This window comes from Mycobacterium nebraskense (genome assembly GCF_002102255.1).
GTDB classification, from domain to species: Bacteria; Actinomycetota; Actinomycetes; order Mycobacteriales; family Mycobacteriaceae; genus Mycobacterium; species Mycobacterium nebraskense.
In genome coordinates, this window is the sequence record NZ_LQPH01000047.1 from 46,381 (window position 1) to 72,451 (window position 26,071).

27 protein-coding genes are annotated in these 26,071 nt (G+C 65.0%); 8 read left to right on the plus strand and 19 right to left on the minus strand.

Going from position 1 to position 26,071, the window contains the following annotated elements:
* Positions 1 to 14 precede the first annotated feature (14 nt).
* Positions 15 to 419, plus strand: a complete 405-nt coding sequence (locus AWC17_RS05445; RefSeq protein WP_046183866.1) for a DUF302 domain-containing protein — start codon at positions 15 to 17, stop codon at positions 417 to 419.
* Here the strand turns inward: AWC17_RS05445 and AWC17_RS05450 are convergent.
* The 10 genes from AWC17_RS05450 to AWC17_RS05495 form a co-directional block, all read right to left on the minus strand.
* The gene (locus AWC17_RS05450; RefSeq protein WP_046183867.1) at positions 370 to 882 is read right to left on the minus strand and encodes a hydrogenase maturation protease; all 513 of its coding nucleotides are present in this window, start codon (positions 880 to 882) and stop codon (positions 370 to 372) included. The genes AWC17_RS05445 and AWC17_RS05450 overlap by 50 nt on opposite strands.
* On the minus strand, positions 879 to 2,171 hold the full coding sequence (locus AWC17_RS05455; RefSeq protein WP_046183868.1) for a Ni/Fe hydrogenase subunit alpha: 1,293 nt from the start codon (positions 2,169 to 2,171) through the stop codon (positions 879 to 881). Before AWC17_RS05455 ends, AWC17_RS05450 begins: the two co-directional genes overlap by 4 nt.
* On the minus strand, positions 2,168 to 2,926 hold the full coding sequence (locus AWC17_RS05460) for an NADH-quinone oxidoreductase subunit B family protein (RefSeq protein ID WP_046183869.1): 759 nt from the start codon (positions 2,924 to 2,926) through the stop codon (positions 2,168 to 2,170). Before AWC17_RS05460 ends, AWC17_RS05455 begins: the two co-directional genes overlap by 4 nt.
* Positions 2,926 to 3,780, minus strand: a complete 855-nt coding sequence (locus AWC17_RS05465) for an FAD/NAD(P)-binding protein (protein ID WP_046183870.1) — start codon at positions 3,778 to 3,780, stop codon at positions 2,926 to 2,928. Before AWC17_RS05465 ends, AWC17_RS05460 begins: the two co-directional genes overlap by 1 nt.
* Positions 3,773 to 4,897 carry a 4Fe-4S dicluster domain-containing protein gene (locus tag AWC17_RS05470; RefSeq protein WP_046183871.1) on the minus strand — a complete coding sequence of 375 codons (1,125 nt, stop codon included), beginning with the start codon at positions 4,895 to 4,897 and terminating at the stop codon, positions 3,773 to 3,775. Before AWC17_RS05470 ends, AWC17_RS05465 begins: the two co-directional genes overlap by 8 nt.
* Positions 4,898 to 4,956: 59 nt before the next feature.
* Complete coding sequence (locus AWC17_RS05475; protein ID WP_231614220.1) at positions 4,957 to 5,520, minus strand: Rv1733c family protein; 564 nt, start codon at positions 5,518 to 5,520, stop codon at positions 4,957 to 4,959.
* A 38-nt stretch (positions 5,521 to 5,558) separates the two neighbouring features.
* Positions 5,559 to 6,557 carry an Acg family FMN-binding oxidoreductase gene (locus tag AWC17_RS05480; protein WP_046183872.1) on the minus strand — a complete coding sequence of 333 codons (999 nt, stop codon included), beginning with the start codon at positions 6,555 to 6,557 and terminating at the stop codon, positions 5,559 to 5,561.
* A 110-nt stretch (positions 6,558 to 6,667) separates the two neighbouring features.
* Positions 6,668 to 6,925, minus strand: a complete 258-nt coding sequence (locus tag AWC17_RS05485) for a hypothetical protein (protein ID WP_046183873.1) — start codon at positions 6,923 to 6,925, stop codon at positions 6,668 to 6,670.
* Positions 6,926 to 7,012: 87 nt separating this feature from the next.
* Positions 7,013 to 8,197 carry a cation:proton antiporter gene (locus tag AWC17_RS05490; protein WP_231614219.1) on the minus strand — a complete coding sequence of 395 codons (1,185 nt, stop codon included), beginning with the start codon at positions 8,195 to 8,197 and terminating at the stop codon, positions 7,013 to 7,015.
* A gap of 56 nt (positions 8,198 to 8,253) precedes the next feature.
* Positions 8,254 to 9,546 carry an MCE family protein gene (locus AWC17_RS05495; protein ID WP_047323339.1) on the minus strand — a complete coding sequence of 431 codons (1,293 nt, stop codon included), beginning with the start codon at positions 9,544 to 9,546 and terminating at the stop codon, positions 8,254 to 8,256.
* Between the two features lie 192 nt (positions 9,547 to 9,738).
* On the opposite strand from AWC17_RS05495, the gene AWC17_RS05500 reads away from it, so the two are divergent.
* Positions 9,739 to 10,227: a glutathione peroxidase gene (locus tag AWC17_RS05500; protein ID WP_047323338.1), complete on the plus strand. Its 489-nt coding sequence runs from the start codon at positions 9,739 to 9,741 to the stop codon at positions 10,225 to 10,227.
* A 910-nt stretch (positions 10,228 to 11,137) separates the two neighbouring features.
* A complete protein-coding gene (locus AWC17_RS05505) occupies positions 11,138 to 11,515 on the plus strand; it encodes a DUF732 domain-containing protein (protein WP_047323352.1) in 378 nt (125 codons plus the stop codon).
* 560 nt (positions 11,516 to 12,075) lie between these two features.
* Here AWC17_RS05505 and AWC17_RS05510 read toward each other — a convergent pair.
* Positions 12,076 to 12,363, minus strand: coding sequence for a hypothetical protein (locus AWC17_RS05510; protein WP_372517430.1), 288 nt, complete (start codon positions 12,361 to 12,363; stop codon positions 12,076 to 12,078).
* A 179-nt stretch (positions 12,364 to 12,542) separates the two neighbouring features.
* Complete coding sequence (locus AWC17_RS05515; protein ID WP_047323337.1) at positions 12,543 to 13,205, minus strand: methyltransferase family protein; 663 nt, start codon at positions 13,203 to 13,205, stop codon at positions 12,543 to 12,545.
* Positions 13,206 to 14,249: 1,044 nt separating this feature from the next.
* Between AWC17_RS05515 and ricR the strand changes: the two genes are divergently transcribed.
* The 3 genes from ricR to AWC17_RS05535 all read left to right on the plus strand — a co-directional run bounded on the left by ricR (position 14,250) and on the right by AWC17_RS05535 (position 17,148).
* On the plus strand, positions 14,250 to 14,540 hold the full coding sequence (gene ricR, locus AWC17_RS05525) for a copper-sensing transcriptional repressor RicR (RefSeq protein WP_046182815.1): 291 nt from the start codon (positions 14,250 to 14,252) through the stop codon (positions 14,538 to 14,540).
* A gap of 108 nt (positions 14,541 to 14,648) precedes the next feature.
* Entirely contained in the window at positions 14,649 to 14,855 is a 207-nt protein-coding gene (locus tag AWC17_RS05530; RefSeq protein WP_085164395.1) for a heavy-metal-associated domain-containing protein, read from the plus strand.
* 40 nt (positions 14,856 to 14,895) lie between these two features.
* A complete protein-coding gene (locus AWC17_RS05535; RefSeq protein ID WP_046182804.1) occupies positions 14,896 to 17,148 on the plus strand; it encodes a heavy metal translocating P-type ATPase in 2,253 nt (750 codons plus the stop codon).
* 30 nt (positions 17,149 to 17,178) lie between these two features.
* Here AWC17_RS05535 and AWC17_RS05540 read toward each other — a convergent pair whose 3' ends face one another.
* Positions 17,179 to 17,643: a heavy metal-responsive transcriptional regulator gene (locus AWC17_RS05540; protein WP_046182814.1), complete on the minus strand. Its 465-nt coding sequence runs from the start codon at positions 17,641 to 17,643 to the stop codon at positions 17,179 to 17,181.
* A 221-nt stretch (positions 17,644 to 17,864) separates the two neighbouring features.
* Here AWC17_RS05540 and lpqS (AWC17_RS05545) point away from each other — a divergent pair, with 221 nt between their 5' ends.
* Positions 17,865 to 18,227, plus strand: coding sequence for a putative copper homeostasis (lipo)protein LpqS (gene lpqS / locus AWC17_RS05545; protein ID WP_046182803.1), 363 nt, complete (start codon positions 17,865 to 17,867; stop codon positions 18,225 to 18,227).
* Between the two features lie 1,281 nt (positions 18,228 to 19,508).
* On the opposite strand, the gene AWC17_RS05550 is transcribed toward lpqS (AWC17_RS05545), so the two are convergent.
* The 3 genes from AWC17_RS05550 to AWC17_RS05560 all read right to left on the minus strand — a co-directional run bounded on the left by AWC17_RS05550 (position 19,509) and on the right by AWC17_RS05560 (position 23,473).
* Positions 19,509 to 21,020 (minus strand): multicopper oxidase family protein, encoded by a 1,512-nt coding sequence (locus tag AWC17_RS05550; RefSeq protein WP_046182802.1) that lies wholly within the window; start codon positions 21,018 to 21,020, stop codon positions 19,509 to 19,511.
* A gap of 117 nt (positions 21,021 to 21,137) precedes the next feature.
* Positions 21,138 to 22,445 carry an MFS transporter gene (locus tag AWC17_RS05555; protein WP_082122916.1) on the minus strand — a complete coding sequence of 436 codons (1,308 nt, stop codon included), beginning with the start codon at positions 22,443 to 22,445 and terminating at the stop codon, positions 21,138 to 21,140.
* The gene (locus tag AWC17_RS05560; RefSeq protein ID WP_231588392.1) at positions 22,442 to 23,473 is read right to left on the minus strand and encodes a PLP-dependent cysteine synthase family protein; all 1,032 of its coding nucleotides are present in this window, start codon (positions 23,471 to 23,473) and stop codon (positions 22,442 to 22,444) included. Before AWC17_RS05560 ends, AWC17_RS05555 begins: the two co-directional genes overlap by 4 nt.
* A 93-nt stretch (positions 23,474 to 23,566) precedes the next feature.
* Between AWC17_RS05560 and AWC17_RS32535 the strand changes: the two genes are divergently transcribed.
* Positions 23,567 to 23,776 carry a hypothetical protein gene (locus AWC17_RS32535; protein ID WP_167385546.1) on the plus strand — a complete coding sequence of 70 codons (210 nt, stop codon included), beginning with the start codon at positions 23,567 to 23,569 and terminating at the stop codon, positions 23,774 to 23,776.
* Here the strand turns inward: AWC17_RS32535 and lpqS (AWC17_RS34285) are convergent.
* The 3 genes from lpqS (AWC17_RS34285) to AWC17_RS05575 all read right to left on the minus strand — a co-directional run bounded on the left by lpqS (AWC17_RS34285) (position 23,737) and on the right by AWC17_RS05575 (position 25,956).
* Positions 23,737 to 24,150, minus strand: coding sequence for a putative copper homeostasis (lipo)protein LpqS (gene lpqS / locus AWC17_RS34285; RefSeq protein ID WP_046182801.1), 414 nt, complete (start codon positions 24,148 to 24,150; stop codon positions 23,737 to 23,739). The genes AWC17_RS32535 and lpqS (AWC17_RS34285) overlap by 40 nt on opposite strands.
* A 311-nt stretch (positions 24,151 to 24,461) precedes the next feature.
* A complete protein-coding gene (locus AWC17_RS05570; RefSeq protein ID WP_047323336.1) occupies positions 24,462 to 25,625 on the minus strand; it encodes a PPE family protein in 1,164 nt (387 codons plus the stop codon).
* A gap of 31 nt (positions 25,626 to 25,656) precedes the next feature.
* The gene (locus tag AWC17_RS05575; protein WP_046182799.1) at positions 25,657 to 25,956 is read right to left on the minus strand and encodes a PE family protein; all 300 of its coding nucleotides are present in this window, start codon (positions 25,954 to 25,956) and stop codon (positions 25,657 to 25,659) included.
* Between the last annotated feature and the right edge of the window lie 115 nt (positions 25,957 to 26,071).

A 26,071-nucleotide genomic window follows, 5' to 3' on the forward strand; every position in this document is an offset into this window, starting at 1 on the left:
GATGGCGCATCGCGATGAGTGCGGAACTGGCAACAAGGTTGGTGACCCGGTTCGATGATGCGGTGACCCGCACTCGAGCAGCCCTGGCACAGCACGGATTCGGTGTAGTGACCGAAATCGACATCAGAGCGAAACTGCAGGCGCAGCTCGGCGTGGAGATGGAGGATTACCTGATCCTCGGTGCATGCAATCCGGCTCTGGCGCATCGAGCCATCAATGTGGATCGAGAGATCGGGCTGCTGCTGCCGTGCAACATGTTGGTGCGCGCCGACCCGGGTGACCCGGGCACTGTGATCGTTGAGGCGATGGATCCCGGACTCCTGGTCGAGGTGATCGGCGAGCCGGCGCTCGTCATCATCGCCGACGAGGTCACCGAGAACCTGCGTGCTGCGATCGCTTCCCTGACCGAAAGCGATTGATCTCGGCGGCCACCATGCCGACCACCACCGGCACGGCCCGGGCGACCCGCGGTGTCAGCCCGTCGCCAGAGCCGGTGTCCGCCGCCTCGACGGCGAACACCATCGCCTCGTCGGGCGTCCGCCCAAGCGCTCGAGCCAGCGCATGGGTGCGGCCGAGATCGATGCTGTGCGAGCTCAATCCCTCGGCTTGGGTGGGCACCTCATCTAGCTGATAACGATGGATGCGGCCCGGAGTCGCCGGGGTGACGATCGCCGCGTCGATGATCACGGCCAGTGCGGCACCCGTCCACGCCTCGAGAACACCCATTGGTTCCGCAATACCTGTTGTCACCACAACGTTCGGCCACGCGAGATCGTCCATTGCGATCGCAGCGGCGACACCGACACCGTCGTCGCGCCGGTAACGGTTGCCGAGCCCGATAACGGCCACCCGGCCGGCGCTCGGTCCGTCATCCTCGGTCATCGTCGCTGCACCGTCAGCGTCAGGAAATGCGCCGAACATGAAATGCACGGGTCGTAGCTGCGGATCAGCTGTTCGCACAGTTCGGTCAACGCGGCATCGTCGAGCGCAAGGTTGTCGGAAACCAGGCGGGCCAGATCGGCTTCGATGGCCCCCTGATTCTGCGAAGTCGGCGGGATGATCGTTGCGGCCGAGACCAGCCCCTCCTCGTCGATCCGGTATCGGTGATACAGCAGGCCGCGGGGCGCCTCGCTGACCCCGTGACCAACGGCGGCACGAGCCGGGACGGGGACGAACGGGCGTGACGGACGCTGATATTCGTCGATGATGCGCAGTGCTTCTTCGATCGCATAGACCACTTCAACCGCACGGACGATGATGCTGCGGAACGGGTTTCGGCATTCGCCTGACAGTCCGGCCCGGGCCGCCACTTGAGCGGCGATCGGCGACAGCGCCGGCGCGTTCAGCGAGTACCGGGCCAGCGGACCGGTCAGGTGGCGACCGCCGTCGAGTGTCGCGTGCAGGGCGGTGGAGTACGGCAGCTGTGATTCGGCGACGTGCTCGGTGAAGTCGGCCACTCCGAAGGCCGGACCGGCGCTGCGCGCGATGTCGCCGTTCTCGATCGGGTAGGAGCCCGGCGCCGTGAGCGCCAAGAACTCGTGGTCGAGCTCGAGGTCGGGGAACTCGAACCCGGACACCCACTCGGCCGTCGCCACCGCGTCGTCCAGCGCGCGACGCAACTGCTCTTCGATCGGCCCGAAGTCCGACCGTGTTGGGACGGAATAGAATCCGCCCAGTCGCACATTGACGGGATGGATCGCCCGGCCGCCGACGAATTCCATCAGCCGGTTGCCCGCCTTCTTCAGCGACAGTCCCCGTTCGACGGTCTCGCGGTGGTCGCGTGCCATGCCGACGATGTCGGGGTAGCCGAGAAAGTCCGGCGCATGCAACAGGTAGATGTGCAGCGCATGGCTGTTGATCCATTCGCCGCAGTACAGCAACCGCCGCAACGCGACGAGCTCCTCATCCACCCGAACCCCGCAGGCGTCCTCGATCGCATTGCAGGCGCTGACCTGATAGGCGACCGGGCAGATGCCGCAGATTCGGGCCGTCAGGTCCGGCGGCTCGGTGTGGGCGCGCCCGCGCAAGAACGCCTCGAAGAACCGGGGCGGCTCATAGATGTTGAGCTGCACGCTGTCCAGCGCACCATCCTGCAGTGTGACGTGAAGTGCGCCTTCGCCTTCCACCCGGGTCAAGGCGCCGACGCTGAGTGTGCGGTCGGACGAATTCACGGCTCGCTCCGTTCGGCGGCGAACGTGGCGACGTTGAACGTCGAGAACACCCGGTCGACGTCAGCGTCGGACATCCCGTCGCGGCGCAGCAGCGGGATCAACGTCGCGGTGCGCGGCACCGCGGACGGGCCGAAACAGCCATAGCAACCGCGATGATGGCTGGGGCACAACGCCCCGCAGCCAGCGTGGGTGACCGGACCCAGGCACGGAATCCCCTCGGCGACAACAACACACGTCACCCCGCGGAGTTTGCACTCGGTGCACACCGTCTTGGCCGGCAGACGCGGCTTGCGTCCGATCAGCAGGGCCGCCAGAGTGTCGAGCAGCTGGCCCCGGTCGATCGGGCAGCCCGGCAACTGGTAATCCACCTTGACGTGCGCCGATGCCGGCGTCGACGTCGCCAGCGTGTCAATGTATTCCGGCTTGGCATACACGACGGAGGCGAACTCGGTGACGTCGGCGAAGTTGCGCAACGCCTGCACTCCCCCGGCCGTGGCGCACGCCCCGATGGTGACCAACACCTTCGATTGCTGCCGAATCTCTTGAATGCGCTGCTCGTCGCGCCGAGTGGTGATCGAACCCTCGACCAGCGAGACGTCGTACGGGCCGGCGACGATCGCGCTGGACGCCTCGGCGAAGTGGGCGATCTGCACTTGGTCGGCGAGGGTGAGCAGCTCGTCCTCGCAGTCCAACAGGGTCAGTTGACAACCGTCGCACGAGGCGAACTTCCACACGGCCAGGGTCGGTCGGCTCATCAAAGCTCCTTCACCCGTAGCAGCGGCCCGGCGACGTCGTAGCCAACCACGGGGCCGTCGCGGCACAACAGCAGCGGCCCCAGCTGACAGTGACCGCACAATGCCGCACCGCACTGCATGTTGCGCTCCAAAGAGACTCGGATATTCTCGGCCGCAACGCCTTTGGCAAGCAGGGCCTCCGCGCCGAACCGCAGCATCGGCTCGGGTCCGCACAGGAATGCGGTCGTCCGATCGGGATCCAGGACGAGCCGCCTCAGCGGCTCGGTGACCAGGCCGACGTCGCCGTCCCAGCCCGGCGTCTTGGCGTCGACGATCAAATGCAAGTCGATCTGCGGGTCCTGCGACCACTTTTCGAGCTGAGCGGCGAAGACGAAGTCGGCCTGCGACCGGGCGCCCACGATGAGCATCACCTTGCCGTAGCGTGACCGCTCCGCCAGCACCCCGAGTATCGCCGGGCGCAATGGGCACAGGCCGACGCCGCCGGCGACCATGACCAAATCCCGCCCGATGGCTTCCGTCAACCCCCACGTGGTGCCGAACGGGCCCCGGACCCCGATGATGGTTCCCGGCTGCGCGTCGTGCAGGGCGCGGCTCACCGCGCCGACCGCGCGGATCGTATGCGTGATCGAACCGTCGGTGACCGTCGGATCACCGCTGATCGAAATCGCGGCCTCGCCGACGCCGAATGCGTAGAGCATCATGAACTCTCCGGGTTGCGGTGCGCGCAACACCTCGCCGAGCGGTTCCAGGCACAGGGTCGCGGAGTCGGGGCTTTCGACGACGCGACTGCGCACCCGGTAGGGGTTCGGCGCCATCACCGGCGGCGGTGCCACGGCGCACGCCGCGTCAGTCATCGCGGGCCATCTTGTTCATTTCCTCGGTGATGTCGATGCCGGTGGGACACCAGGCAATGCACCGCCCGCAGCCGACACACCCCGACATGTCGAACTGGTCGTGCCAGGTGCCGAGTTTATGGGTCAGCCAATGCCGGTACCGCGAGGAGCCGGACTGGCGGACGCTGCCGCCGCCGTGGATGTAGGTGAAATCGGGCTCAAAACACGACGCCCAGTGCTGCCAGCGCTCCGCATGCTCGCCCGTCAGATCGCTGACGTCTTCGGTGCTGGTGCAGAAGCAGGTTGGGCACACCATCGTGCAGTTGCCACACGTCAGGCAACGACTGGCGACCTCGTCCCACTGCGGCGACTCGCGCGAACGAACCAGCAAGTCGCGCAGATCCATATCCGGCATCTGGCGACCCATCCGATGCGACGCTTCCTGGACTGCGGCGCGCGCGGAACCGACCTCCGTGTCGTCGGCAACCCGATGCGGAACGGCCGCGAGCACCTCGGCACCCTCTTGGGTGCCCACCTCGACCACATAGGTCGCGCCATCACCGTCGAGTCGCTCGGTCAAGGCCAAGTCATATCCCGGTCCGGCGGCGGGGCCGGTGCCCATCGAGGCGCAGAAGCACAGCCCGCCCGGCTCTGTGCAATTGACTGCCACCACAAAGATCTGCCGATGCCGACGGACAAAGGAGTTGTCGGGGGACTGGCCACGGCCAAGGACCCGGTCAAGCGTCGCGATCGCGGCCAGGTCACACCCACGCACTCCGAGGAAGGCGTACCGCGGAACCTCCTCGTCCGACTCGGCACTGCTGAAACCATCCCGGGTGCCGGTCCACAGCCGGCGCCGTGGTGGGTGCAAGAACTGCTTCCATGACTGCGGCCCGGACGAGTGCCCGAACGCCGCGTCGTCATCGCGCCGGCGCACCCGATAGTGCCCGGGAGCCACGTCGACGCCCCACCCCCGCGGCAGGTCCGCGGCGGACTGCAGTTGATCGAGGACGATCGCGTTGTCCCGCAAGGTTGGACCGATGACGCGGTATCCGCGCTCGATCAGGACCTCGACAAGGCGGTGCAGCCCGGCGGTGTCGAACGATGCGGCACCGGAATTCTCGCCGTTTCCGCTCATCGACACATCATCCGCCGGTTCGATTGTGCTGTATAGGGGTTTGGCCGCGGGGTCACTGGCTACGAGGCCTCCGCGAGGAACTTGATGTCGCGCTCCCATAGGGCGTCACGGGCCCGATCCAGCCGCGACTGGACGACGGCTACAAGTGCCGCCATCACCAGGGTCACCGCCAGCGCTGTCACCACCGCCACCCCGACCGCCTCGCCCGCGGCGAGCCAGGTCGGGGTGGGTGGAACCACCGGATTGCCGTCCCCGTCCACCCAGATTTCGATGGTCCCGCCCGCCTTGGCATGCTCCATGAGTTCCAGTGTTCCTCGGCGCTCCCCATTCGGTCCCGGCCACTTCGCCTGCACGACAGTCACACCCAAATCCTCGACTCGGGCGTCGGCAACCGTTGCCATCACGCGGTGCCGTTGGTGCGCCTCTTGTGTGTACACGCGATCCCGCGCACCGTAGGTCACCGCGCCGACCACGCCCGCGACGGGAACTGCGACCAGGGACACGACAAGCGCGACCAGGATGACCAAGGCCTCGATGCGGTCCGTGCGCCGGAGCAACGGATTGCGGCCGAGAACGCGAGCGACACGCCAGCAGCGTGGGTCCAACGTGAACGTCTCCATCATGTCCTCTGCGCCGCAACCGTTTCGGTGGATTCGTCGTTTCAGTGGACGACCTGGTGCTCGTGATGGGTCATCCACTCGACGAAGTCCGAGAGCTCGCGCCGCGGTGTCGCCGGCAAGGGATCCGCGTTGATGGGTGCCCAGCCCACCCGGAGCAGCATCTGGGGATAGCTGCTGTCGCCGAAGATGTCGGACTGGACCGCCGCGCGCGTTTCGGGCGTCTCCAACGGTTCGGTGACCGGGCAGCTGGCCAGCCCGAGTGACGTCGCGGTGAGGAGCACGACGCTGGTTGCCTCCCCGGCGCGCAGCTGGGCCAGGCGGTCGTCGTTGCGGGTCCCCAGTGCAAGGACGACGGCGCTGTCGTCGGCCGATGACGTATCCGGCGGCATCGGCAGCACCGGGCCCGCGAAGAGCCGACCCGGAATCTTCGCCGTCGGATCCGGTGCGGGCGTGTTGCGCGCGGGAACGCCGGCAACCGACGCGTAGCGGCCACTCCACTCCGTGAGCTCGGCGAGGTAATCCTGGTTCAAGTGATCTTGAACGGATTGAGCAACGATCTTCCGCAGGTTGTCGAGGTCTTCGACTTGGCACAGCGTTACGCCGTTTCGGGCCGCCCGCGCCGCCATCAGGCCGACATCGCCCACGGGCACCGGCCAGGAGCTGTAGTAGCGCCGGTCGGTTCGCCGCCGCGGTATCGCGGCGGCCAGCGCTATGTCGACGGAGTCGGCACGGTGCCGTGAAAGTTCGATTGCCGCAAGGTGGCTGGGGTCGGCGGGATTCGGGAGCCGGGTCACCTTGGAAAGCCACCCGACCGCCGCGAGCGCGACGACGCAGTGATGCAGGGCCGCACCGCAACTCAATATGAGGTCCCGCCCATCCGGGTCGGTGTTGGGCAGTTGCCGGCTCGCGTCGGAGTAAAGATGCAGACTCGCCGCGTCCACCCGCCACCGCCAGGGTTGGGTGTTGTGTACCGAAGGTGCCCGAGATGCCAAACTCAGAACCGTCCGAACCGTGCCGGCATCCGGTAAACGGGTGTTCATGGCGGTCGTTCCCTTCGGTATTGCGTCGTCTTGTCTACGATTGCGGATTCCTACCGGCCCCGCGAGAGCCTGACGGCTCTAGCCCAAAGGACTTTGGGCCAATTGCGCAGCTACGCGGCCACCGCGATGGCCACATCGACGGACAGCTGATCGCCGATGACATAGGCGGCCGACCAGTCGCCGACGCACGCTGCCCGTGCCAGCTCGGCGGGCAGGGGGCTGTGGACGCCCAGCTCCGCCAGCCATGTCGACACGATGGGCGCGATCTCATGACCGGGCACCCGGACGGTACGTCCGCCGTGTAGTCGATCGGTAACGCGGTACATCGTCGCGGCCGGCACGTCTCGCAGGTGGTGGCGTAGGAACATCACAGCCTCCTCGGTCGAGCTTGGAATTCATCCGACCACGTCCCCGCTCCGGCCCACAGGGCCGAATGCAACCGGACGGTGAGTGCTTCAGTCGTGCTTTGCAGGGTGCGGAGGTCCCGCGGCGGAAGGGCCGTTGGTCACCTGGTTCCGCGACGCGAACGCGCCCGCGATCGAGGTGGCGCCGATGGTCAGCAAGGCGCCGAACATCAACGCGGACGCTTCGCCGGCGACCAGGAGGTGTTCCTGGGTGCCGATGGTGGCCGCGGCCACCGGCACACCGAGCTGGGCGGCCGAGAGCACCGCCAGGGTCAGCGGTTGGCCGAGCAGCCTGCCGGCGCAGTGCGCCAGCACGGCGCCGAGCCCCAGCCCCACGCCGAGCAGGATGAGTTTCGGGTGCGAAATCAGCTCGCGTACCTGTAGTGAAGCGCCCAGCCAGACGAAGAACAGCGGGCTGAAGAACCCTTCCGTGATCCCGAATAGCTGGCGTGCCAGCCGTCGCGGTTGACCGACCAGGCCGACCACCAGGCCCACCGCGAAGCCCGCCAGCATGACGGAGACGTGCGTGCTCATGGCGAGCGCCGCCAGGGCGAACAGCACGATGAGGTTGGTGCGCAATTCCAGCGCGAACCGGCGGTTCTCGGAGTAGACGTGCATGCGGCGGCGCCAGCCCTTGGCGTCGGATTGGCGCAGCAGCACGTAGAACACCGCCGCGCAGCTCGCCACCGCCAGCGCGCCCAGCGCGGCGGTGGGCGCGTGTTGCAGGTCAATCACCAACGGCAGCAGGATAATACAGGCGGCGTCGGCGACCGCGATCTGCGCGGTGACGGCAATCACCTGCGGCCCCTTCAACCGCAGGGAATCGATCACCGGCAGCGCCAACGCCGCCGACGACGAGGCCATGAGCACCGCGTACATCGCCGCGTGGCCGGTTCCGAAGGCCGCCGCCAGCCCGGCGCCGAGCGCCACCGCGACGGCGCCGGCCAGCGCCGCCCGCGCCAGCGCCTGCAGTAGCGACGAGCGCAACGCGCCGGCACCGACCGGGACGTGGGTGCCCACGACGAACATGACCAACGCGAAACCGATGTTGGCGAGCACCTGCAACGTCGGGTTGGTGACATCGACGACGCCGAACCCGGTCCGGCCGACGACGAGGCCCGCGATCAGTTCACCGATGATCACCGGTATCCGAAGGCGCGGCAGCGCGGCCAACAGCGGACCGGCCAAGCCGATGGCGGTCAGTAGCGCCAGGGTGTGGAAGCCAAACCCCGGCACGTCAGCGGTCCCTCCACGCCAGCACGAAGACATTCTGCATTCTTCGCGGCGCAGTTCTAGGGATTGATCGTGTTATCGCCGACCTGGCGGCCCCAGACGTACTCGATCGCATACGGCGATCCGGTGTCCAGGTGGTTGTACGGCGCGATGCTGTTTCCGGTGTCCATCACCAATTCGGGTGCGGGCCACAGGTGACGGGTGATGGGCTGCCAGCAACCCGGGGCACCGCCCGGGCCGCCGCGCGCGTTCACCCGCGGCAGGTTCTCCGGGTAGGTGTACGGGTTCGGCGCGCCGCCGACCACCCCGGCCAAGCCGCCGACCAAGCTGGCAAGGGTGGCCACCGCCGACACGGGGTTGGCCAACAGCCCCAACCCTGACAGCGCCTCGGTGTTCATGTTCAACGAATAGCCGTTGAAACCGCCTTCGGACGCACCGGTCAGAGGCACCACGTCGTGGTAGTTCTTCAGCGTGCAATAGATCGCCGGGCTGTAGGTGTCCAGGAGCTGGGCCGAGGGCACCAGGTCCTGGGCGCCGCGCGCCAAATACGGGCCACCGCGTTCGAAGATGTCGGCGCCGGTGTTGCCGAACCCGGCTGCTGCCAGCAGCGCCTGGTCCAGATCCTTCTGCTGCGCGTTGATGGTCCGCGAGGTCGTCACCGCGTTGTTCAGGAAATCGAACAAATCGGGTGCCGCGTTGGCGTAGGTGTCGCCCAGCCCCGCCAGCTGCTGAATGTCGTGACGCGCCTGCGGCATCTGCGGATTGACGTCATCGAGGACCGTGTTGGCGTTCACCACCGACTGCCCGAATTTGTCGCCCAACCCGGTCAGCGCCTGGGCGGCCGCGCTCAGCGTCAGGTTGAGCTTGACCGGATCCACCTTCTCGTTGATGGACACAATCGTCTGGAACAGCGTGTTGATCTCCGTGGTCACCGACCGCGCGTCGATCACCGTGTGCGGGTTGATCTTTTGCGGCGACGGGTTTTGTGGCGCAGTCAAGGACACGTACTTGCCGCCGAACACGGTGGTCGCCTTGATGTCGGCGTTGACATTGGAAGGAATCAGCGACAGATACCGCGGATACACCTCCAGCGTGAATTTGGCGGCGGGCTTGCCGTCGCGCACGATCTCCGAGATGTTGCCGACCCGACCGATTTCCACCCCGTTGTAGGTCACTTTCGAGCCCGGATCCATCACCAGCCCGGCCCGCGACGCCAGCATCGTCAACTTGGTCTTGGGAGTGAAACCGCCGCGGAATTGCACGTACACCAGCGTGAAGACGATGGCCAAGATCACCAGCACGGCGACAGCGATCCACCGGTATGGCGGGAGACGCTGGGAATTGACCTGCACCGGGGAAGACGATGTCACCCGCGCCCCTCACCTCTGCGCCGCATCCCGGTGCCGCGGCGAATCCTTCCCCGTACCAGGGGCTCTGCACACACATGCAATAACGAAGTCCACAGGAATGTACCGCGGCCGCCGTCGTCATGCGAACCGCCGTTCGCACAATCAGCGGCGAGAACTTGCGTTAGCGTCGTCGGGGTGACCCTCAAAGACATCGCCCTGACCACCCTCGACGGCCAGCCGACCACGCTGGCCGAATTATCCGACGGCGCAACGCTGGTCGTGAACGTAGCCTCCAAGTGCGGACTGACGCCGCAATACACGGCACTGGAGAAGCTGGCCAAGGACTATGGTGACCGCGGCCTGACGGTCGTCGGCGTCCCCTGCAACCAGTTCATGGGCCAGGAACCGGGCACGGCCGAGGAGATCGCAGAGTTCTGCTCGACCACCTACGGGGTCACGTTCCCGCTGCTGGCCAAGACCGACGTCAACGGCGAGGACCGCCACCCGCTATACGCCGAGTTGACGAAAGCCCTCGATTCCGCCGGCCAGGCGGGAGACATCCAGTGGAACTTCGAGAAGTTCCTCATCGCACCCGGCGGTGAGGTGGTGCACCGATTTCGGCCCCGCACCGAGCCCGACGCCCCCGAGGTCATCAGCGCCATCGAGGCCGTGCTGCCCCGATAGGCGGCGGCACGAAAGTGGCCCCCGGAGTCTCCTCCTCCAGGGGCGCGTACTGTCCCGCCGCGGCTTCATCACCCCCCCCAACCCCACAAACGTCCCCGCTCAAGCTCGAAACGCTTCGAAGCCGAACTGCCCAACCAATGCGGGCAAGCCGGCTCACTCGGGCGGGACTGGCCTGGCCCAGCGCCAAGTGGTGAGGAACGACCACTACGCAGCAATGGACGACATCATTCTCAACATTCGCGGGTTGGCCGCCGAGGAAAGCGCCCAGATGTGGGGCAGCGACGGCCACCACAAGGTGAGAATTCGGGCGTTCCCAACATGAACCTCAGCGCTATTGCGTTACCCACAAAACAACCTGCCTTGGGCTGACTAGTTAGGTGGTGGCCACCTTTTTGCCGCCGTTACTTTGCGTAGGAGGACTCGACAGCCAGGGCGGCGGCTCCCACTCGGCGTGGCGCCGACAGGCAGGTGGGCACTCGCCCTTAGGGGATCTTGCAGCGGGTGGATGCCTGTTTACCCCCGATGTGCACAGGGGGCTTAAGGCACTACCCCGTAGGGGTACTGTGCGCGATCATAAGATCAGTGCTCTTCCCACGAAGATAATTGGAGGGGGCTGATGAAATCTGGAGCTCGGACGGCGATCGCGCTGTTCGACGGTGCCGGGATAGTCGTGTTTGCGGTCGGCTGCGGCGGCGGTGGCGTCAATAAGTCGGTAAGCAACACGACTACAACGACAACAAGCACGACTAAGACGACAGCGCCCTCCCCCTCAAACGGTCACGAAGTTCCCAGTGCCCCCGGTGGTTGCATTCCTCATGCGAACTGCTAGGCCCTGGCCGGCTATTGACAGGCATTCGTCCGTTTGGCTTGCCCCTACGCAATGCGCTTCTACTCACTTGAAGGTGCGAAATTGACAACCGCCCATGTCCACCCGCCCGGACGAGTGCGATCACTATCGGCTGTCCGCGTTGTACTGATCGCCGCGCTGCTGGGCATTCCGGGAGCGGCGGGCTCGACCGCTCATGCCGACCCTGCCGATGCCGATGCCCAGTTCCTGGCCGCACTGAGCTCTCAGGGCATCACGTACGCGTCACCAGAAGTCATGATCGCCGCCGGTCATTCCGTCTGCGCAGAACTTGATCGTGGCGAGACCCCGACCCGGGTCGCTCACGACTTATTGAACCACAGGGACGCGCTGACCGGCAGCAACCTGGCCGCCCATCACGCCGGGTTCTTTGTCGGCGCCAGCATAGCTGCGTACTGCCCGAAGTATCTCGGGCGGACCTGACGGATCGGTTCGTCAGGGAACAGGCGACGTCCGATAGCCGATTGAGCTGTTGGAGGGCCTCGTCGGCTTCGACGTACGCCTAGGCTCTCGTGCGTTTTTCAGGGCATTGTGCCAGGTGCGCCGCGTCGATGGGTATCGGCGGATATACCACGTTCATCACCGCTGCAAATCATCCCGGATGTGCGTCGGCCACACCCAGGGCCACCGATGTCTACGCTGAGTGATCGGCATCGGCGAGCTATACGGCGTGATTGCGTGACGCTGTGGGACGACGCGGGCACCGAGCTGGGATATGGATAACTCGGCCACGGTTGCGATGACCGACGCACCCCGGGTCGTGGTACGCCAACGAGATTCGTTCCGGCCAACGGCATGGTGGCTGCCACTCGGTTGCTTCGTTGCGTGTCTCGATCGAGGATCGCACGGGAGTGGAACGCCTACGGGTTTGGGCGGCGCGAACAGCCGGAAATCCCGACTCCGGCGCCGATGGTTTCTCCGTACAAGTTCGCAGCGACTTGTCGCGCGACCGACGGTCCTGCGCCTCTACACGTACTTAGCCGCTAGGGTCGCGGCGTCGTCGTGGTAGGCGTTTGTTGAGGACCCATTTGTCCACCAGGACCCATTTGTCCACCAGGACCCATCATTCCCCCCGGGCCCATCATTCCGCCTGGGCCCATCATCCCGCCCGGGCCGATCATCCCGCCGGAACCCATCATCGGGCAGGTACCCGCGCGGCCACCCTCGTGATCCCGATGCCAGCCGTAGTGGCCGTATGACGACAAGCCCAAGAAGACGCCCGAGAAGAAGATCACTGCGACGACGAACACGACACCGGCAACGATGCCCACCCACGCTAAGACTTGACCCAGACGACTGGACCTGCCTTGGACAACGACGGAGCGAGGTTGCCCAGTCACATTGGTTGGTTCGACCGTGGATTCGGGTGTTTCTGTCATATTACGAACGATCGCACATGGATACCTAACCGGGGTAGGGACCATTGGCCCTAGAAACTCTTGCGGATTGTCTATCGCTGCGAATGGGGTAGCGCGCTCGGCCTGCGGCGCGGACGCAAGCTTGGAAGAAACGCCGGGGTACGGGCGGCGTAGTCGTTCCACTGCTCGCCGAATTGCTTGGCCACTTCACGTTCTTCACTGCGGGCTAGCTTGATGTACACAGCGACCAGAATCGGGAACATGATCATGGTCGGTATGGTGGGCCACTGCAGCAGGAAACCAATCATCACCAGCAACAATCCGTCGTATTGAGGGTGGCGTACGCGAGCATACGGCCCGCCCGTGGCGAGCCGACCCTCGCGAGCGGCGTCGTGCAGGTGCCGCCACGCCACAGCAATCAACCAAAACCCACCGCCGATCGCTACGTAGCTGGCGAGGTGAAACGGGCTCAGGTGCGGGTCGCCGGTCCAGCCGACCAAATCGTTCCACAGGTGCCCGCCGGAATGGGTGGTGCGCAACAACGGAAATCGCGAGCCCAACCACGAGCCAAGCAGATAGATCGTCAACGGAACGCCGTACATCTCGGTGAATAGGGCTACCAGGAATGCGGTGAACCCGCCCATCGCTCGCCAGTCCCGCTTCGTACGTGGATGAAAAAAGCTCATCGCGAAGAACGCGAACAACACAGTGTTCAGAACGACCAGCGGCCACAGGCCATAAGCCGCGTCAGCCATCAACGTACCATCCATCGACGGCGCCAGTGTCTATATGTATTCCTGCGCTCGCCGGTTGACGAGGCGGTGAAAGATCTTGCATGCCAAGAACGCTCCTAGGTGCAGACAACACGGCGCTCTCCACTGTCGTCGTCGACCAGTGCTCGGAGTAGAGACCTTTTCCCGGACCTCTGGTGGCTTAGGTCCCTACCCCCGCTAGGTATCGGCGCGGAGCAGTCGATACGGGACTTCGGGGATATGCATTAACCACAAGCGGCTATTGGCCTGCAGTCGTGATCGGCGGCATTGAGTTGCTGACCGCCATCCGGTACACGACCGCCAGCGTGCCGCACGCGCTACGTCGACGCCACGACTCCGACACCCAGGCTATCCGTCTCCGTCGATCTGACGAACCGTCCGGCAGGCACTTTCGCCTGGAGGGGTGCGGCGTTCGCGATCGGCTCGTCGGCGGTGTTTCGCATTGGCCCCGCGGCGCCGCGATCAGCGGCGGGCGGACGGTCGCTAGGATTTGACTGCAACCTGAGCACGATCTCGGGCAAGGTGGTCTGTCACCAACGCGAATGCCTCTGGAATCCCCCGAAACGTCGAATGCAGCCGGGGTTGAGGGCTCCGGATGATATTTATGTGGAATGGCCGATCCATCGCACCGATTGACTGGTGGTAGTGCGCAACGCAGCCCCGATAGAGCCGTCGAGCACCATGTGGGCGGCCATCCACCCGCTCGTCGGGCATTTCGGCCACCATGGTCCTCTCTTGCTCGGTCGTGTCGGCTCGGCAAACGTGCTCATACAGGCATGCCGACATGTCAGCAAAATCATGTCCATGTACCCCTGCGGGGTAGATACAGTGGCTGTATGACGCCCGCTAGCACAAGTGTTTCCGCGCTATCGCGGATGCCTGCCTCGACAGGCTGCGAGGGCGATGGTCCGTTGCGGGGGCGGTATCGAGGTGGCCAATACCGAGAGCGGCAACGGCGAACCCTGACGGCGACCACGCAGGAGAAAGGCTGAGATCGACTCGATGACTAGGACTGCTGGGAGCCAGGTGACGGCGACACACGGTTATGTAGCGCACAAGGACAGCTACGCGAAAAGGCTGCGGCGAATCGAGGGACAGGTCCGCGGTATCGCGAAGATGATCGAAGAGGACAAGTATTGCATCGACGTCCTCACCCAGATCAGCGCCGCCAGTAGCGCCTTGCGGTCAGTGGCGTTAAATCTGCTCGATGAGCACCTTGAACACTGCGTAAGCCGCGCGATCACCGAGGGCGGCCACGAGGCCGAGGTGAAGCTCGCCGAAGCCTCCGCAGCCATCACGCGACTCGTTCGCTCCTGATCGCTCCCGCGTTTCGCGCTATTGCGGTTGCGTGAGCGACTAGAACTTATATACCCGGCGGGGGTATAGTGGCCTTAAGTTGTAAACTCAGCGTCTGGATGTAGCGACATGAGCACTGTGACAGTCACTGTTGACGGGATGTCGTGCGATCATTGCGCGTCTTCGGTGCGTGAGGAGCTCGGCCATATTCCCGGTGTCAAAGAGGTGGATGTGGATTTGGCCAGCGGCCAGGTTTGCATCGTTAGCGACTACCCGGTCGGCACCGCTGCGATTGAGCATGCCGTTGACGAGGCTGGCTACCAGTTAGGCGGCTGATACCGCCGATGCGCGCAAGGTGTGCTGGGAGGACTGCACCATGGATGGCATCCGCAAAACGACAATGCAGATGGAGCTGCAGATTGGCGGAATGACGTGTGCCTCGTGCGCGGCCCGAATTGAGAAGAGGCTCAACAGACTCGACGGAGTCAGCGCGTCAGTCAACTACGCGACCGAGAAGGCCACTGTCGACTATGTCCGGGATGTTTCACCTGATCAGCTAGTGGCAACCGTTGAGCAAGCCGGCTACACCGCGGAGCGGACCAAGCCGAGCACATCCCTCACCGACAGCGATGCCACGGATCCGGTGCAGCTGGATCCGGCCGTGCTGCTGCGGCAACGGCTGCTGGTCTCGCTGGTGCTGAGCGTGCCGGTGGTCGCGATGGCCATGATTCCGGTGCTGCAGTTCACCAACTGGCAGTGGTTGTCGCTGACGCTTGCCACCCCCGTGGTGGTGTGGGGCGGGCTGCCGTTCCATCGGGCCGCGTGGACCAACCTGCGCCACGGCGCCGCCACGATGGACACGCTGATCTCGATGGGCACGGTTGCCGCGCTGGCCTGGTCGATCTATGCGTTGTTCTGGGGCACGGCCGGCAGGGCAGGCATGACGCACTCGTTCGCGTTGACCATCGCCCGCGCCGACGGCACCGCGAACGTCTATCTTGAGGCCGCAGCGGGTGTCACGACATTGATTCTTGCCGGCCGTTACTTCGAGGCGCGGGCTAAGCGTCGTGCCGGCGCCGCGCTGCGTGCCCTGCTCGAGCTCGGCGTTAAGGATGTCGCGGTGCGCAGAAACGGTGCAGAGCAACGAATCCCAATCGACCAGCTCGCCGTCGGTGACGAGTTCGTGGTGCGGCCCGGCGAGAAGATCGCCACCGACGGTGTCGTGATCGAAGGCGCTTCCGCGGTGGATGCATCGATGCTTACCGGGGAATCCGTGCCGCTTGAGGTTCGCCCCGACGATCAGGTGGTCGGTGCCACGGTCAACGTTGGCGGGCGGATCATCGTGCGCGCCAATCGGATCGGTTCAGATACCCAACTGGCGCAAATGGCCAATTTGGTCGAGGAGGCGCAAACGGGCAAGGCGCCGGCGCAGCGTTTGGCCGACAAGATCTCCGGCGTTTTCGTGCCGATCGTCATCGCCCTGTCGCTGGCAACGCTCGGGTTCTGGATCGGCACTGGCGGATCGATGTCGGCGGCGTTTACCGCCGCGGTCGCGGTGCTGATCATCGCCTGTCCGTGTGCTCTGGGCCTGGCCACACCGACCGCCTTGATGGTCGGCACCGGCCGCGGCGCGCAACTCGGAATTCTGATCAAGGGACCCGAAGTGCTGGAGTCGACCCGGCAAATCGACACGATCGTGCTCGACAAGACCGGCACCATCACCACCGGCGACATGACCCTGCTCGACGTGATCACCGCCGACGGTGAACAACCCGATGAGCAGCTGCGGTTAGCCGGCGCGCTCGAGAACTCCTCCGAGCACCCGATCGCCAAGGCGATCGCCCAGGGTGCGACCGACGAACTCGGCGCCCTGCCGGCCGTCGAGGATTTCGCCAACCTGGAGGGACTCGGCGTGCGAGGCACCGTCGATGGCCACACAGTGGTAATAGGCCGACAGCGGCTGCTGGCGGGCTGGTCGCAAGACCTACCGCAGAATCTGACGGAGTCGATGCGCCGGGCCGAATCCGAGGGCAAGACAGCAGTCGCCGTCGGTTGGGACGGCCGGCCGCGCGGAGTGCTGGTCGTTGCGGACACGGTCAAACCGACCGCGGCCGAGGCTGTCGCGCGACTGCGCGCTCTCGGTCTGACACCGATCATGCTCACCGGTGACAACAAGGCTGCGGCCCAAACGATCGCCAGCCAGGTCGGCATCGACCAGGTTATCGCTGAAGTCCTGCCGCAAGACAAGGTCGAGGCCATCAAGCGGTTGCAGGCCGAGGGCAAAGTTGTGGCCATGGTTGGCGATGGTGTGAACGACGCGGCCGCGCTGACCCGGGCCGACCTGGGGCTGGCGATGGGCACCGGCACCGACGTCGCCATCGAGGCCAGTGACTTGACGCTCGTACGCGGTGACCTTCGCGTAGTAGCCGATGCTATCCGCCTCTCCCGCAAGACATTAGCGACGATTAAGGGCAATCTGTTCTGGGCTTTCGCCTATAACGTCGCCGCGCTGCCACTCGCAGCCGCCGGGCTCCTGAACCCTATGCTGGCAGGTGCGGCGATGGCGTTCTCCTCGGTGTTTGTGATCAGCAATAGCCTGCGGCTGCGCAGATTCAAGCCGCACATGTAACCCATAATTAGGGGCAATGGGGTCATCCCCTTATACGCCGCCGGAACTCACTGTCTTGTCGCGCGGATGGCTGAGCTCGACGGTGGCGTCCGCAATCAGGTCGCTTTCCAAAATCCAGCAGACCGTGGAATGGTCGTGTTCGGTCGGCGCGGCGTGCGACGCGTGGTCGAGCAGGGTCTGCAAGTGGCCTTCGAGAGCGACGAGTTCGGCGATCTGTGCATGGAGTTGGTCGAGACGGGTTTTTAGGACCTGTCGGACGTGCCCGCACGGCATTTCGCCGCGATCGTGGATCGCCAGGATTTGGCGCACCTGCTGCAAGGTCAGCCCGGCCGCTTGGCCTCGATGGATGAACCGCAGCAGGTCGACGATCTCGGGCCCATAGTCGCGATACCCGGACGCGGTGCGTGCGGGTATCGGTAGCAGCCCCGAGTCCTCGTAGAAGCGGATGGTTTTGGCGCTGGTGTTGGCGAGTTTAGCCAGTTCTCCGATCTGCATAGCACCCTCCTTGACCTTCCAGTCCACTGGAAGGATAACACTGGGTTGGTGTCAGCTGCTGACGTTGAGCGCGACCAAGATTGGCGGTGATCGCGGTGAGCACAGCGGTCGTTTCGGTGGCCAGAATCTCCTGCGAGGTCCCAAGACCGCCGTCGAAGGTGCGCTCGGCCCCTTCGACGGCGTCATTCGGATACTGGAGTGCTAGCCGGCTGCGATCGCCCATGTCGATCATGGTCGCGGTGTGGGTGCTCCTCGGTGTCGCCGGTTGTTGGCTGGTCCGATCCGAGCTCTCCGAATCGAACCCAGCGCACGCCTTTTTCACCTCCCTGAGCGGTGAGTTCGCCGTCAACGCTGATCATGCGGCTGCTGACTGCGCCGTGTCACCGGCATGCCAGGCGTTCGCGACGGCGACGCTGCCACCGTCAGCCACGGCTCTTGTTGCGCTCGGGATCGCGGTGGTGGTGACCACCATCGTCGGTTCAGTTGCCCACCGTGCGGCACCGGCGAGGCGAGGCCGCCTCCGTGGCGTCGTCGCCCTCAACGGTCAAGAGGCCTTGACCCGGTTCTGTCTGGCCCGTCGCTGATCGGTCAGCATCAGGCCGCTGTGCCTTGCCCGCCGCGGCCGGCGACCAATGACCTTGTCAGCGGCGCGCTTTAAAGCGAAGACCCGCTGTCGAAGCGGCGATCAGCCTGCGCTCGTGGTGTCTTGTCTCGTCATCCGATGAGCGTTCGAGCAAGGACTCGAGTAATCACCACAATCGCCCGGTGAGCCCAACCAGAGACTTGTTGCCCCGTGCAGGGGCCCTACGTCCTCTACCCGGTGAGGGCCTCGGCGCACGACGGCGGGAGCAATCGGACAACACGATGGTGAAAGGGGAATCTGATGAAACCTGAAGCTAGGAAGGTGATCGCGCTGCTCGGTGGCGCAGCTGCGGTTGTTTTTGGAGTCGGGTTTGGTGGTGGCGGCGTTAAGTCACCAAGCGCCATTACGACAACGACTCCCTTCGGAGTGGCGCCAGCACCCATACCTCCGGTCCCTCCCGGCGGTCCCACCGGCGGTGGCGCCCGGGCTAGTCTCAGCGGTTGCATCGTCGGGCTCAACTGTGGTCCGACAGTGCTCAAAAATCCCGAACAACCCGGGCTACCCATATCCCAAACACTCTCGCCCCCCTTGGCATCCGAGCTTTGGGATAGTTCAGTGCGACCATCGAGATAACCCCGCACGCAGAACGCTTGGCCGCTTAGGCGCCGGTCGCAGCGAGTGTATGTGGCGGGCCGGCGCCGACTAGCGGCCGCGATTGCACCTTATCGCTGTGCACCGGGCGCGTGCCGATGCGAGATGCGTTGCGCCGCAAGACCAGCGGCGAAGCTGTCTTGGCGCCACTACAACGCGTATATCACGAAGCCGTTTGTGTCCGCAGGCATTTGCGACGAACTCCTGGGCAGATCCCGCATCTCGCTGTCCAGAATTGTTGTCGCACTGCACCTCACAAACGCGTCTGCGCATAGAGGTTGCCATCGTTGCGAACGGGCGCGCCTTGAACTCATCGAATCCGTTGGCCGAACTGGATCGGCACCCACGGCGATGGGAGGCGTTTCCTCTAGCGTATTAGCGTTACCCACCGCGCTGGGGTTGTGGAGCCTGCGGTAGCGCGTGAGCGAATTGGTCTATGCAACAGCGAATCCCGTAAGTGGGGCGAGGAGCGCTTAGTACGGCTGGTTTATCGTCCCGCCTATGAGGACGCGCGCCGACGACTCTACCGTCCACAGCCCGGAAACCATCACCAGTGAGCAATTGAGGAGGTGCGGGAGTCGCGGCCGTGGTGGTGGTTGCGTCGTGACGATCATGCCGTTGTGCGTCGCATTCATGTTGTGCCGACAGTGTAGTTGAGACTGCTCATCATGCCTGCTTCTTGGTGATAGGTGTTGTGGCAGTGAATCATCCAGATGCCGGGGTTGTCGGCGACGACAACAGCGTTGACTTTCTGGTTGGGCAGCACGTTGACGGTGTCTTTGCGTGCGCCCAGGGTCCCGTCGGGTTTGATCATCTGGAAGGTGTGGCCGTGCAGATGCATTGGGTGGTACATCGTCGTGGAATTGGTGAAGCTCAGAGTGGCCCGCTGTCCTTGTTTGATGGTCAGCGGCGGGTTTTTGGGATAAGGCTTGCCGTTGATGCCCCAGTCGAAGTTCATCATCGAGCCGGTCAGGTCGATAGCCAGGTTGATGTCGGTCTTGGCCGACCCGAGCCCCGCGGTCGGGGTGGCGGTGAACATGCCGACGGTGCCGACCCGGCCGTTGAGCTCGGGCGGTTGAAAATGGGCATCGGGTGCGGTACCAGCCGCGGTGCTCAGCAGGGCCAGCCCCTGCGCGTCCTTGCCTTCAGCCATCGCCACCAAAGGAAAGACCCCGTCGTCCGCGGTGACAATCACGTCGTAGCGTTCACCCATCGCGATCAGGAGCGCATCGACATCGGTGGGCTCGACCGGATAACCGTCGGTGTGCGTGACGGTCATGACGTGCCCGGCCAGTGCAACGCGGAAGGCGGTGTCAGAGCCGGCGTTGATGAACCGGATACGAATTCGCTGCCCCGGCTTTGCATTGAACGTGGTCGGCGCCGTGGGGATACGTCCATTGACCAGATAGTGCGGGTAACGGATGTCGCCGGCGTCCCCGCCGAGGAGGCTGCTTGCGCCCACTGAGGACACCTCTCCAGTCTTTGGCATGCTGTCCGCTGCCGGCATGCCCAGTCCTTTGAGCTGGTCGTAGATCTGTTGAGGACCCTGGCCGATACCGTCGGTCCAGTCGTCGAGCACGACAATCCACTCGGCTTCGTAGTTGCCCGGCTCGGCAGGGTCGTCAAAGATCACCGGCAGATACAGTCCGTAGTCGGCCTCCAGGCCCGCATGTGGATGGGCCCAGTAGGTGCCGCTGTGTGGGACCGAGAACCGGTAGGTGAAGTCGGTGCCGGGCTCGATGTTCGGAGTGGCCGGATAGGCACCGTCCATGTCGTTGCGGAGCGCGACCCCGTGCCAGTGCACCGAGGTGGGGCCGTTCAGCCGGTTTTTGACAGTGATGGCGAGTTCGTCGCCGACGCTGGCGCGGATCAGCGGGCCGGGGAGGGCGTCGCCATAGGCTAGCGTGCGCGCAACGGGTCCGCCGAGGTCGATGGTCGACTGCTGCGGCATCAGCGTGGCGATCACCGTGCGACCGCTATGCGATCGCGCCTTCTCGGCAGCGGCGATGGTCTGGTCCAGGCTGGGCGCCGCGCTGTTCGACCCATCGCACGCCGCCAGCGCCAACCCGAGGCCGCCGGCAACCGAGGCGGTAATGAATGCCCTTCGGTTCAGATGGTGATCGTTCGACGCCGGATTCTCCATGACACCTTTCTCCACTATTCGTCTGTGGCCGATCTCGGCTCCTGCGGTTGGGTGGGTGTAGCCCGAGTCGCCACGTACTGCGGCTCGAAGCCGAAGTCAGCACTCTGCGGCGGTATTTCAAGCTTGGCCCGGTTCGGCCGCTGGGGATTCTCGAATACCTTCTGTCTGCGTGGCCGGGCCATCCTCGATGGTGTTGTCGACCTGGAGGTGATGGTTGCGGTCGAGGTAGTGCAAGGCCCATGCGGCGACGGCGCCGATGAGAATGAGCCCCGCCCACACGAGTGCGCCCATGCCGCCCTGTCGGGTTGCGCCCATGATTGCGCCGGTGGCGAGGTTGCCGAGCAGGATTCCGGCTCCGACGATGGTGTTGTAGAAGCCGTAGTGGGTGGCAAGTAGCCGGCCTCGGGCTAATGCCATCACGGTGTCCATCTCGAACGGGAAGACCGCGGCTGAGCCGACGGCGAGCATGGCCGCCGACATTAGCAGCGCGGCGACCGCCGCAACGATCCCGAAGCGTTGGTTATCGGGGATCAACGCCAGCGGCACGAATGAGGAGGCCAGGATACCCAGGCCGATGGCCAGGCTCCGCCCTGGGCCCCAGCGTGCGGCGAACCAGCTGGTGATGCGCAGTTGGCCGACCACGGCGACCAGGCCCGAGACGACGAAAACTCCTGCCACGAGGACAGCTTGATAGCGCGGTGACAGGATTTTCGCCTGCAGCGGCAGAGCGAGGTAGACCTGGAAGGACAGTACATAGGAGCCAATCATCGCGGCAGCGAACAGCAGAAACGATCGGTTAGAGACGACGGCCCGCCAGTCGTCGAGGATGGATGTTTTCTCCTGCACCGCGTCGGAGTGGTGTTGGGGCAACGCGAATAGTTGGGCCAGCGTGAGCACGGCGAAGACGGTGGCGGCACCGGCTGCCGTGATGCGGAAATCGATGGCCACCAACAGGACTCCGAGAAGCGGGCCCAGCAGGATCCCGGCCTGATAGAAGATGTTGAACATCGCGAACGCTTCCACGCGGCGATCACCGGCCTCGGCGGCCAGGTAGGCGCGCACGGCCGGGTTGAACAACGCGCCGGCGAAACCGGTTGCCGCCGAGGCGATCAGCACCGCAGGCAATGAGTGCGCCACGATCAGTAAGGCGAATCCACCGGTGCGCAGCAGGCAGCCGGCCACAATCAACGGCTTGTAGCCCAGCCGGTCAGCCAGCGTACCGCCCACGACGAACATGCCCTGTTGGGAGAAGTTGCGCACCCCCAGGACCAGCCCGATAGCCCAGGCAGCCAGCCCGAGCGGGCCCGCCAGATAGGCAGCCAGATAGGGCATCAGCATGTAAAAGCCGAAGTTGATGCCGAACTGGTTGACCATCAGCATCCGGCTGGGCCCGTCGAAGCTGCGGAACTGAGTTAGAAACTTCATTCTTGCTTCACCAGGACGGGGTCGATCACCGTGGCGCACCGCGTCCAGGAGTCCACCACCTGCTGCATCGGGTCCTCGATGACCGCGGGTTCGCTCGGCGGGGCCACATCCAGCAGACCGTGCTGGCGGCAGTAGTCGTCGTTGTAGATGGTGTCGAAGTAGCGCAGCGGGCCATCAGGAAAGACCGCCGCGATCTTCGTGCCGGGTTCGTGGGTGCGCGCCGCCCAGCCGGCGACCAGCGCGACCGCCCCCACACTCCATCCACCGCTGGTGTAGTACGTGCTCGCCAGGGCACGGCATGCCCACACCGCCTCAGCCGGGGCCACCCACTGCGCCTCGGCGAACGCCGGGTAGTCCACGTTGCGCGGATAGATGCTTGACCCCAGGCCGCGCATCAACCGCTTGGCGGCCGGGGGTTGGCCGAAGATTGTCGAGCCGATGGTGTCGACGCCGATCAACTTCAGATCGGGGTTGACTTCGCGCAGCACCCGGGCTACCCCTGCCGAATGGCCTCCGGTTCCCACCGAGCACACCAGCACATCAACACCTCCAAGTTGGTCGAGCAGTTCGTCCGCCAGTGACCGGTAGGCGTCGACGTTGTCGGGGTTGTTGTACTGGTCGGGATTCCAGGCGTGCGGGTCGGCGGCCATCAACTCGGCGACTCGGTCTTTGCGCGCCTGCTGCCAGCCCCCGGTGGGATGCGGTGTGGTGACCACGTCGACTCGCACTCCGTAGGCGGTCAGCATCTGTTGCACAATCGGCTCCATCCCCGGGTCAGTGACCACGGTGACCGGATGCCCATAGACCTGCCCCGCCAGGGCCAGGCCTAAACCCAAGGTGCCGCTGGTGGATTCGACAATCTGGGCACCCGGCCGCAATTCACCTCGGGCCCGAGCGCATTCCACCATATGCAGGGCCGGACGATCTTTCATCCCACCCGGGTTAGCCCCTTCCAACTTGGCCCAAAAGCCACGCTCACCGCTACCAAACGGAGTTGAAATCCACAACACCGGCGTATTGCCCACCATGGTGCGTGCTTCGCGATTTCTACCTGCGGTTACCCCGCACCCGCCAGGACTACGCAGCCGCGACGTGTGCGGGCTCGGAAAGGAGCGCCGGCGGTGCAGCTCAGCGGTGTCGGTGGGCATCTCGAAGCGCTCGCAGAGTTCTACAGACAGGAGATTGTTCATGAATTCGTCGCTTTCGCATATGCGCCGCAAGGGACGGCATTTGACATCGGTCAGCGATCACCGGCCGTCGTGGTGGGACCCAACGACCTGACGCTGATCGATCAGCGACGAGACAGGCAGAACCGCGTCAAGAGGTCCTGACCGCTAAGGACTGGTGCAAGCGCTCGCGGCGGGCCCCGCCCGACTGGCGCTACGAGAGTGGTCAATGCAGCCGCGGCAGCGACAATTGCCGCCACGACTCCAAGTTCAAGCAGGGTGGTGGCCGAGCGCGTCACCACCGGGGCCGCGAAGACATCGTGGCATGCGGTCAACGAGCCGTCGGCCAGGTGCGCGTGGTTGGCGCTGACAGTGAACTCACCACCCAGCGAGGAAACCAAAGCATGCGGATGATGCGAAGCATGAGACTTCGAATGCAGCAGTGCCGAGTGACCCACCAGGAGCGTCAGCAACACCACAGCAGCGACGGCGATCACCGATCGCCACCGCGGCAGTCCGTATGCGCCGATCAGCCGCATAACGCCCCGACAATGTGAGAGTGAACGAACGTCGTAGATCGACAAACCTGCCCGGCGTGCGCCGAACCGCTACGAGGCATCACCTGACGCAGCGCGGGCCACCCCCAGATGTACCTCATACCCCTAGAGGGTACGGGAACCGATTGGCTTCTGACAACCGATCCGGCCGGTGCACGCTCATTTGCTTCTCGCTTTGATATCTGCTTTCCGCCAAATCGTGACGCAGAGGGCACTATTGATGCATGACTCAGCGGCGGGTCATGGTATGCCGCAGTCGCCGACGAGTTCAACACCGTCATCGTTGCCTTTCGCTATCCGACCGTCGACCAGGGTGGCACCATGGCCGGGCGTTCCAGGAAGCGAGCATCGGGCACGACCGCGCCCACACCGCGCCCCGCCGGGCCCGCGATGGGCAACCCGCCCAACATGCCTCCCAGGCCGCCAGCGTCCGCGGCCTGAACAGCGCCGAGGCTGGTGCCCGCCAGCGTCGTGGCCGCCCCGGTCGGGGCCGCCGCGGTCCAGGCCTGCGGCACCGACAACGACCCGACCAACCCCGCACTGCCCATACCCGCCGACACCTGCGCAGCGCCGCCGCCCAGCCCTGCCAATCCGACAGGCCCCGATCCGAGCCCGCCCGCAACGGCCGGTGCCACGGTTGCGGCAATGGCCGACGGCAACAAGTTCTTCAGCTTCTCCGCGCTCGACAGGCCCGCACTTGTTATCCACGCGGTCGAACTTGTCATCGACAGCATCGAACCGACCTGCGACAGTGTCGTCGACATGCTTGACGACACCGTCGACGACGAGGTTGACGACAGCGGCGAGGACAGGCCCTGCAGCGCCGTGGGCACCGTGGAGGTCAGCTGGGTCAGTACCGCCTGGGTATTTGTCGCAGTCGAACTACCGGTGACCTGGGCGACAACCGCACCCTGCCCGGCCAGGCCCACTGGGTTCGTGGTCTGCTGCGGCGAGGCGAACGGCGGCAGCGTTGACGCGGCCGCAGACGAGGCGGCGTAACCATACATCGCCGTCGCGTCCTGGGCCCACATCTCCGCGTACTGCGCCTCGGTGGCCGCGATCGCCGGGGTGTTTTGCCCCAAAAGATTGGTTGCGATCAGCGACATCAGCAGACTGCGGTTCGCCGCGATCACCGGCGGTGGCACCGTTGCCGCAAACGCAGCCTCGTAGACGGCCGCCGCCGCCCGAGCCTGGTTGGCTGCCTGCTCGGCCTGGGCAGCGGTGGTGGTCATCCACGCCACGTAGGGAGCGGCAGCTGCGGCCATCGACGCCGACGCGGGGCCATGCCACGACACAGCGGTCAGCCGCGCGACCACCGCCCCATACGAGGCCGCCGCCGCACTCAATTCGGCGACCAGCCCATCCCAGCCAGCCGCAGCAGCCAACAGCGACCCCGCGCCGGGACCGGCATACATTCTGGCGGAGTTGATCTCCGGTGGCAGAGCCCCGAAATCCATTCGCGTGTCCCTTCAACTACCTCTGGTCGCTTCAGCCGGCCGCGGCCGCGTTGGCGGCCTCGGTCGCCGCATAGGAACCGGCGGCCGTTCCCAGGGCGGCCACAAACTGGTCATGGATGGCCGTGGCCTCGGCGGCCACTACTTGGTACAGCTGCGCATGTGCGGCGAATTGGGCCGCGGTCAACGCCGACACCTCGTCGCTGGCCGCGGGAATTACTCCTGTAGTCGGCGATGCTGAGGCCGCATTTGCCTCGCCGAGCGCCGAGCCGATGGCCTGCAAATCGCCGGCTGACGACGCCAGCATTTCCGGCTGTGTGGTCACAAATGACATGTGTTGCCTTCTCTAGAGATACGTCACCAACGGCCGACGGTGGCGTCCCAGGAGCGGTGTAAAAGTGGTCTGACATAGGTTCCGCTCGCTTGCGTTGATGATCCTATGCGGTGGC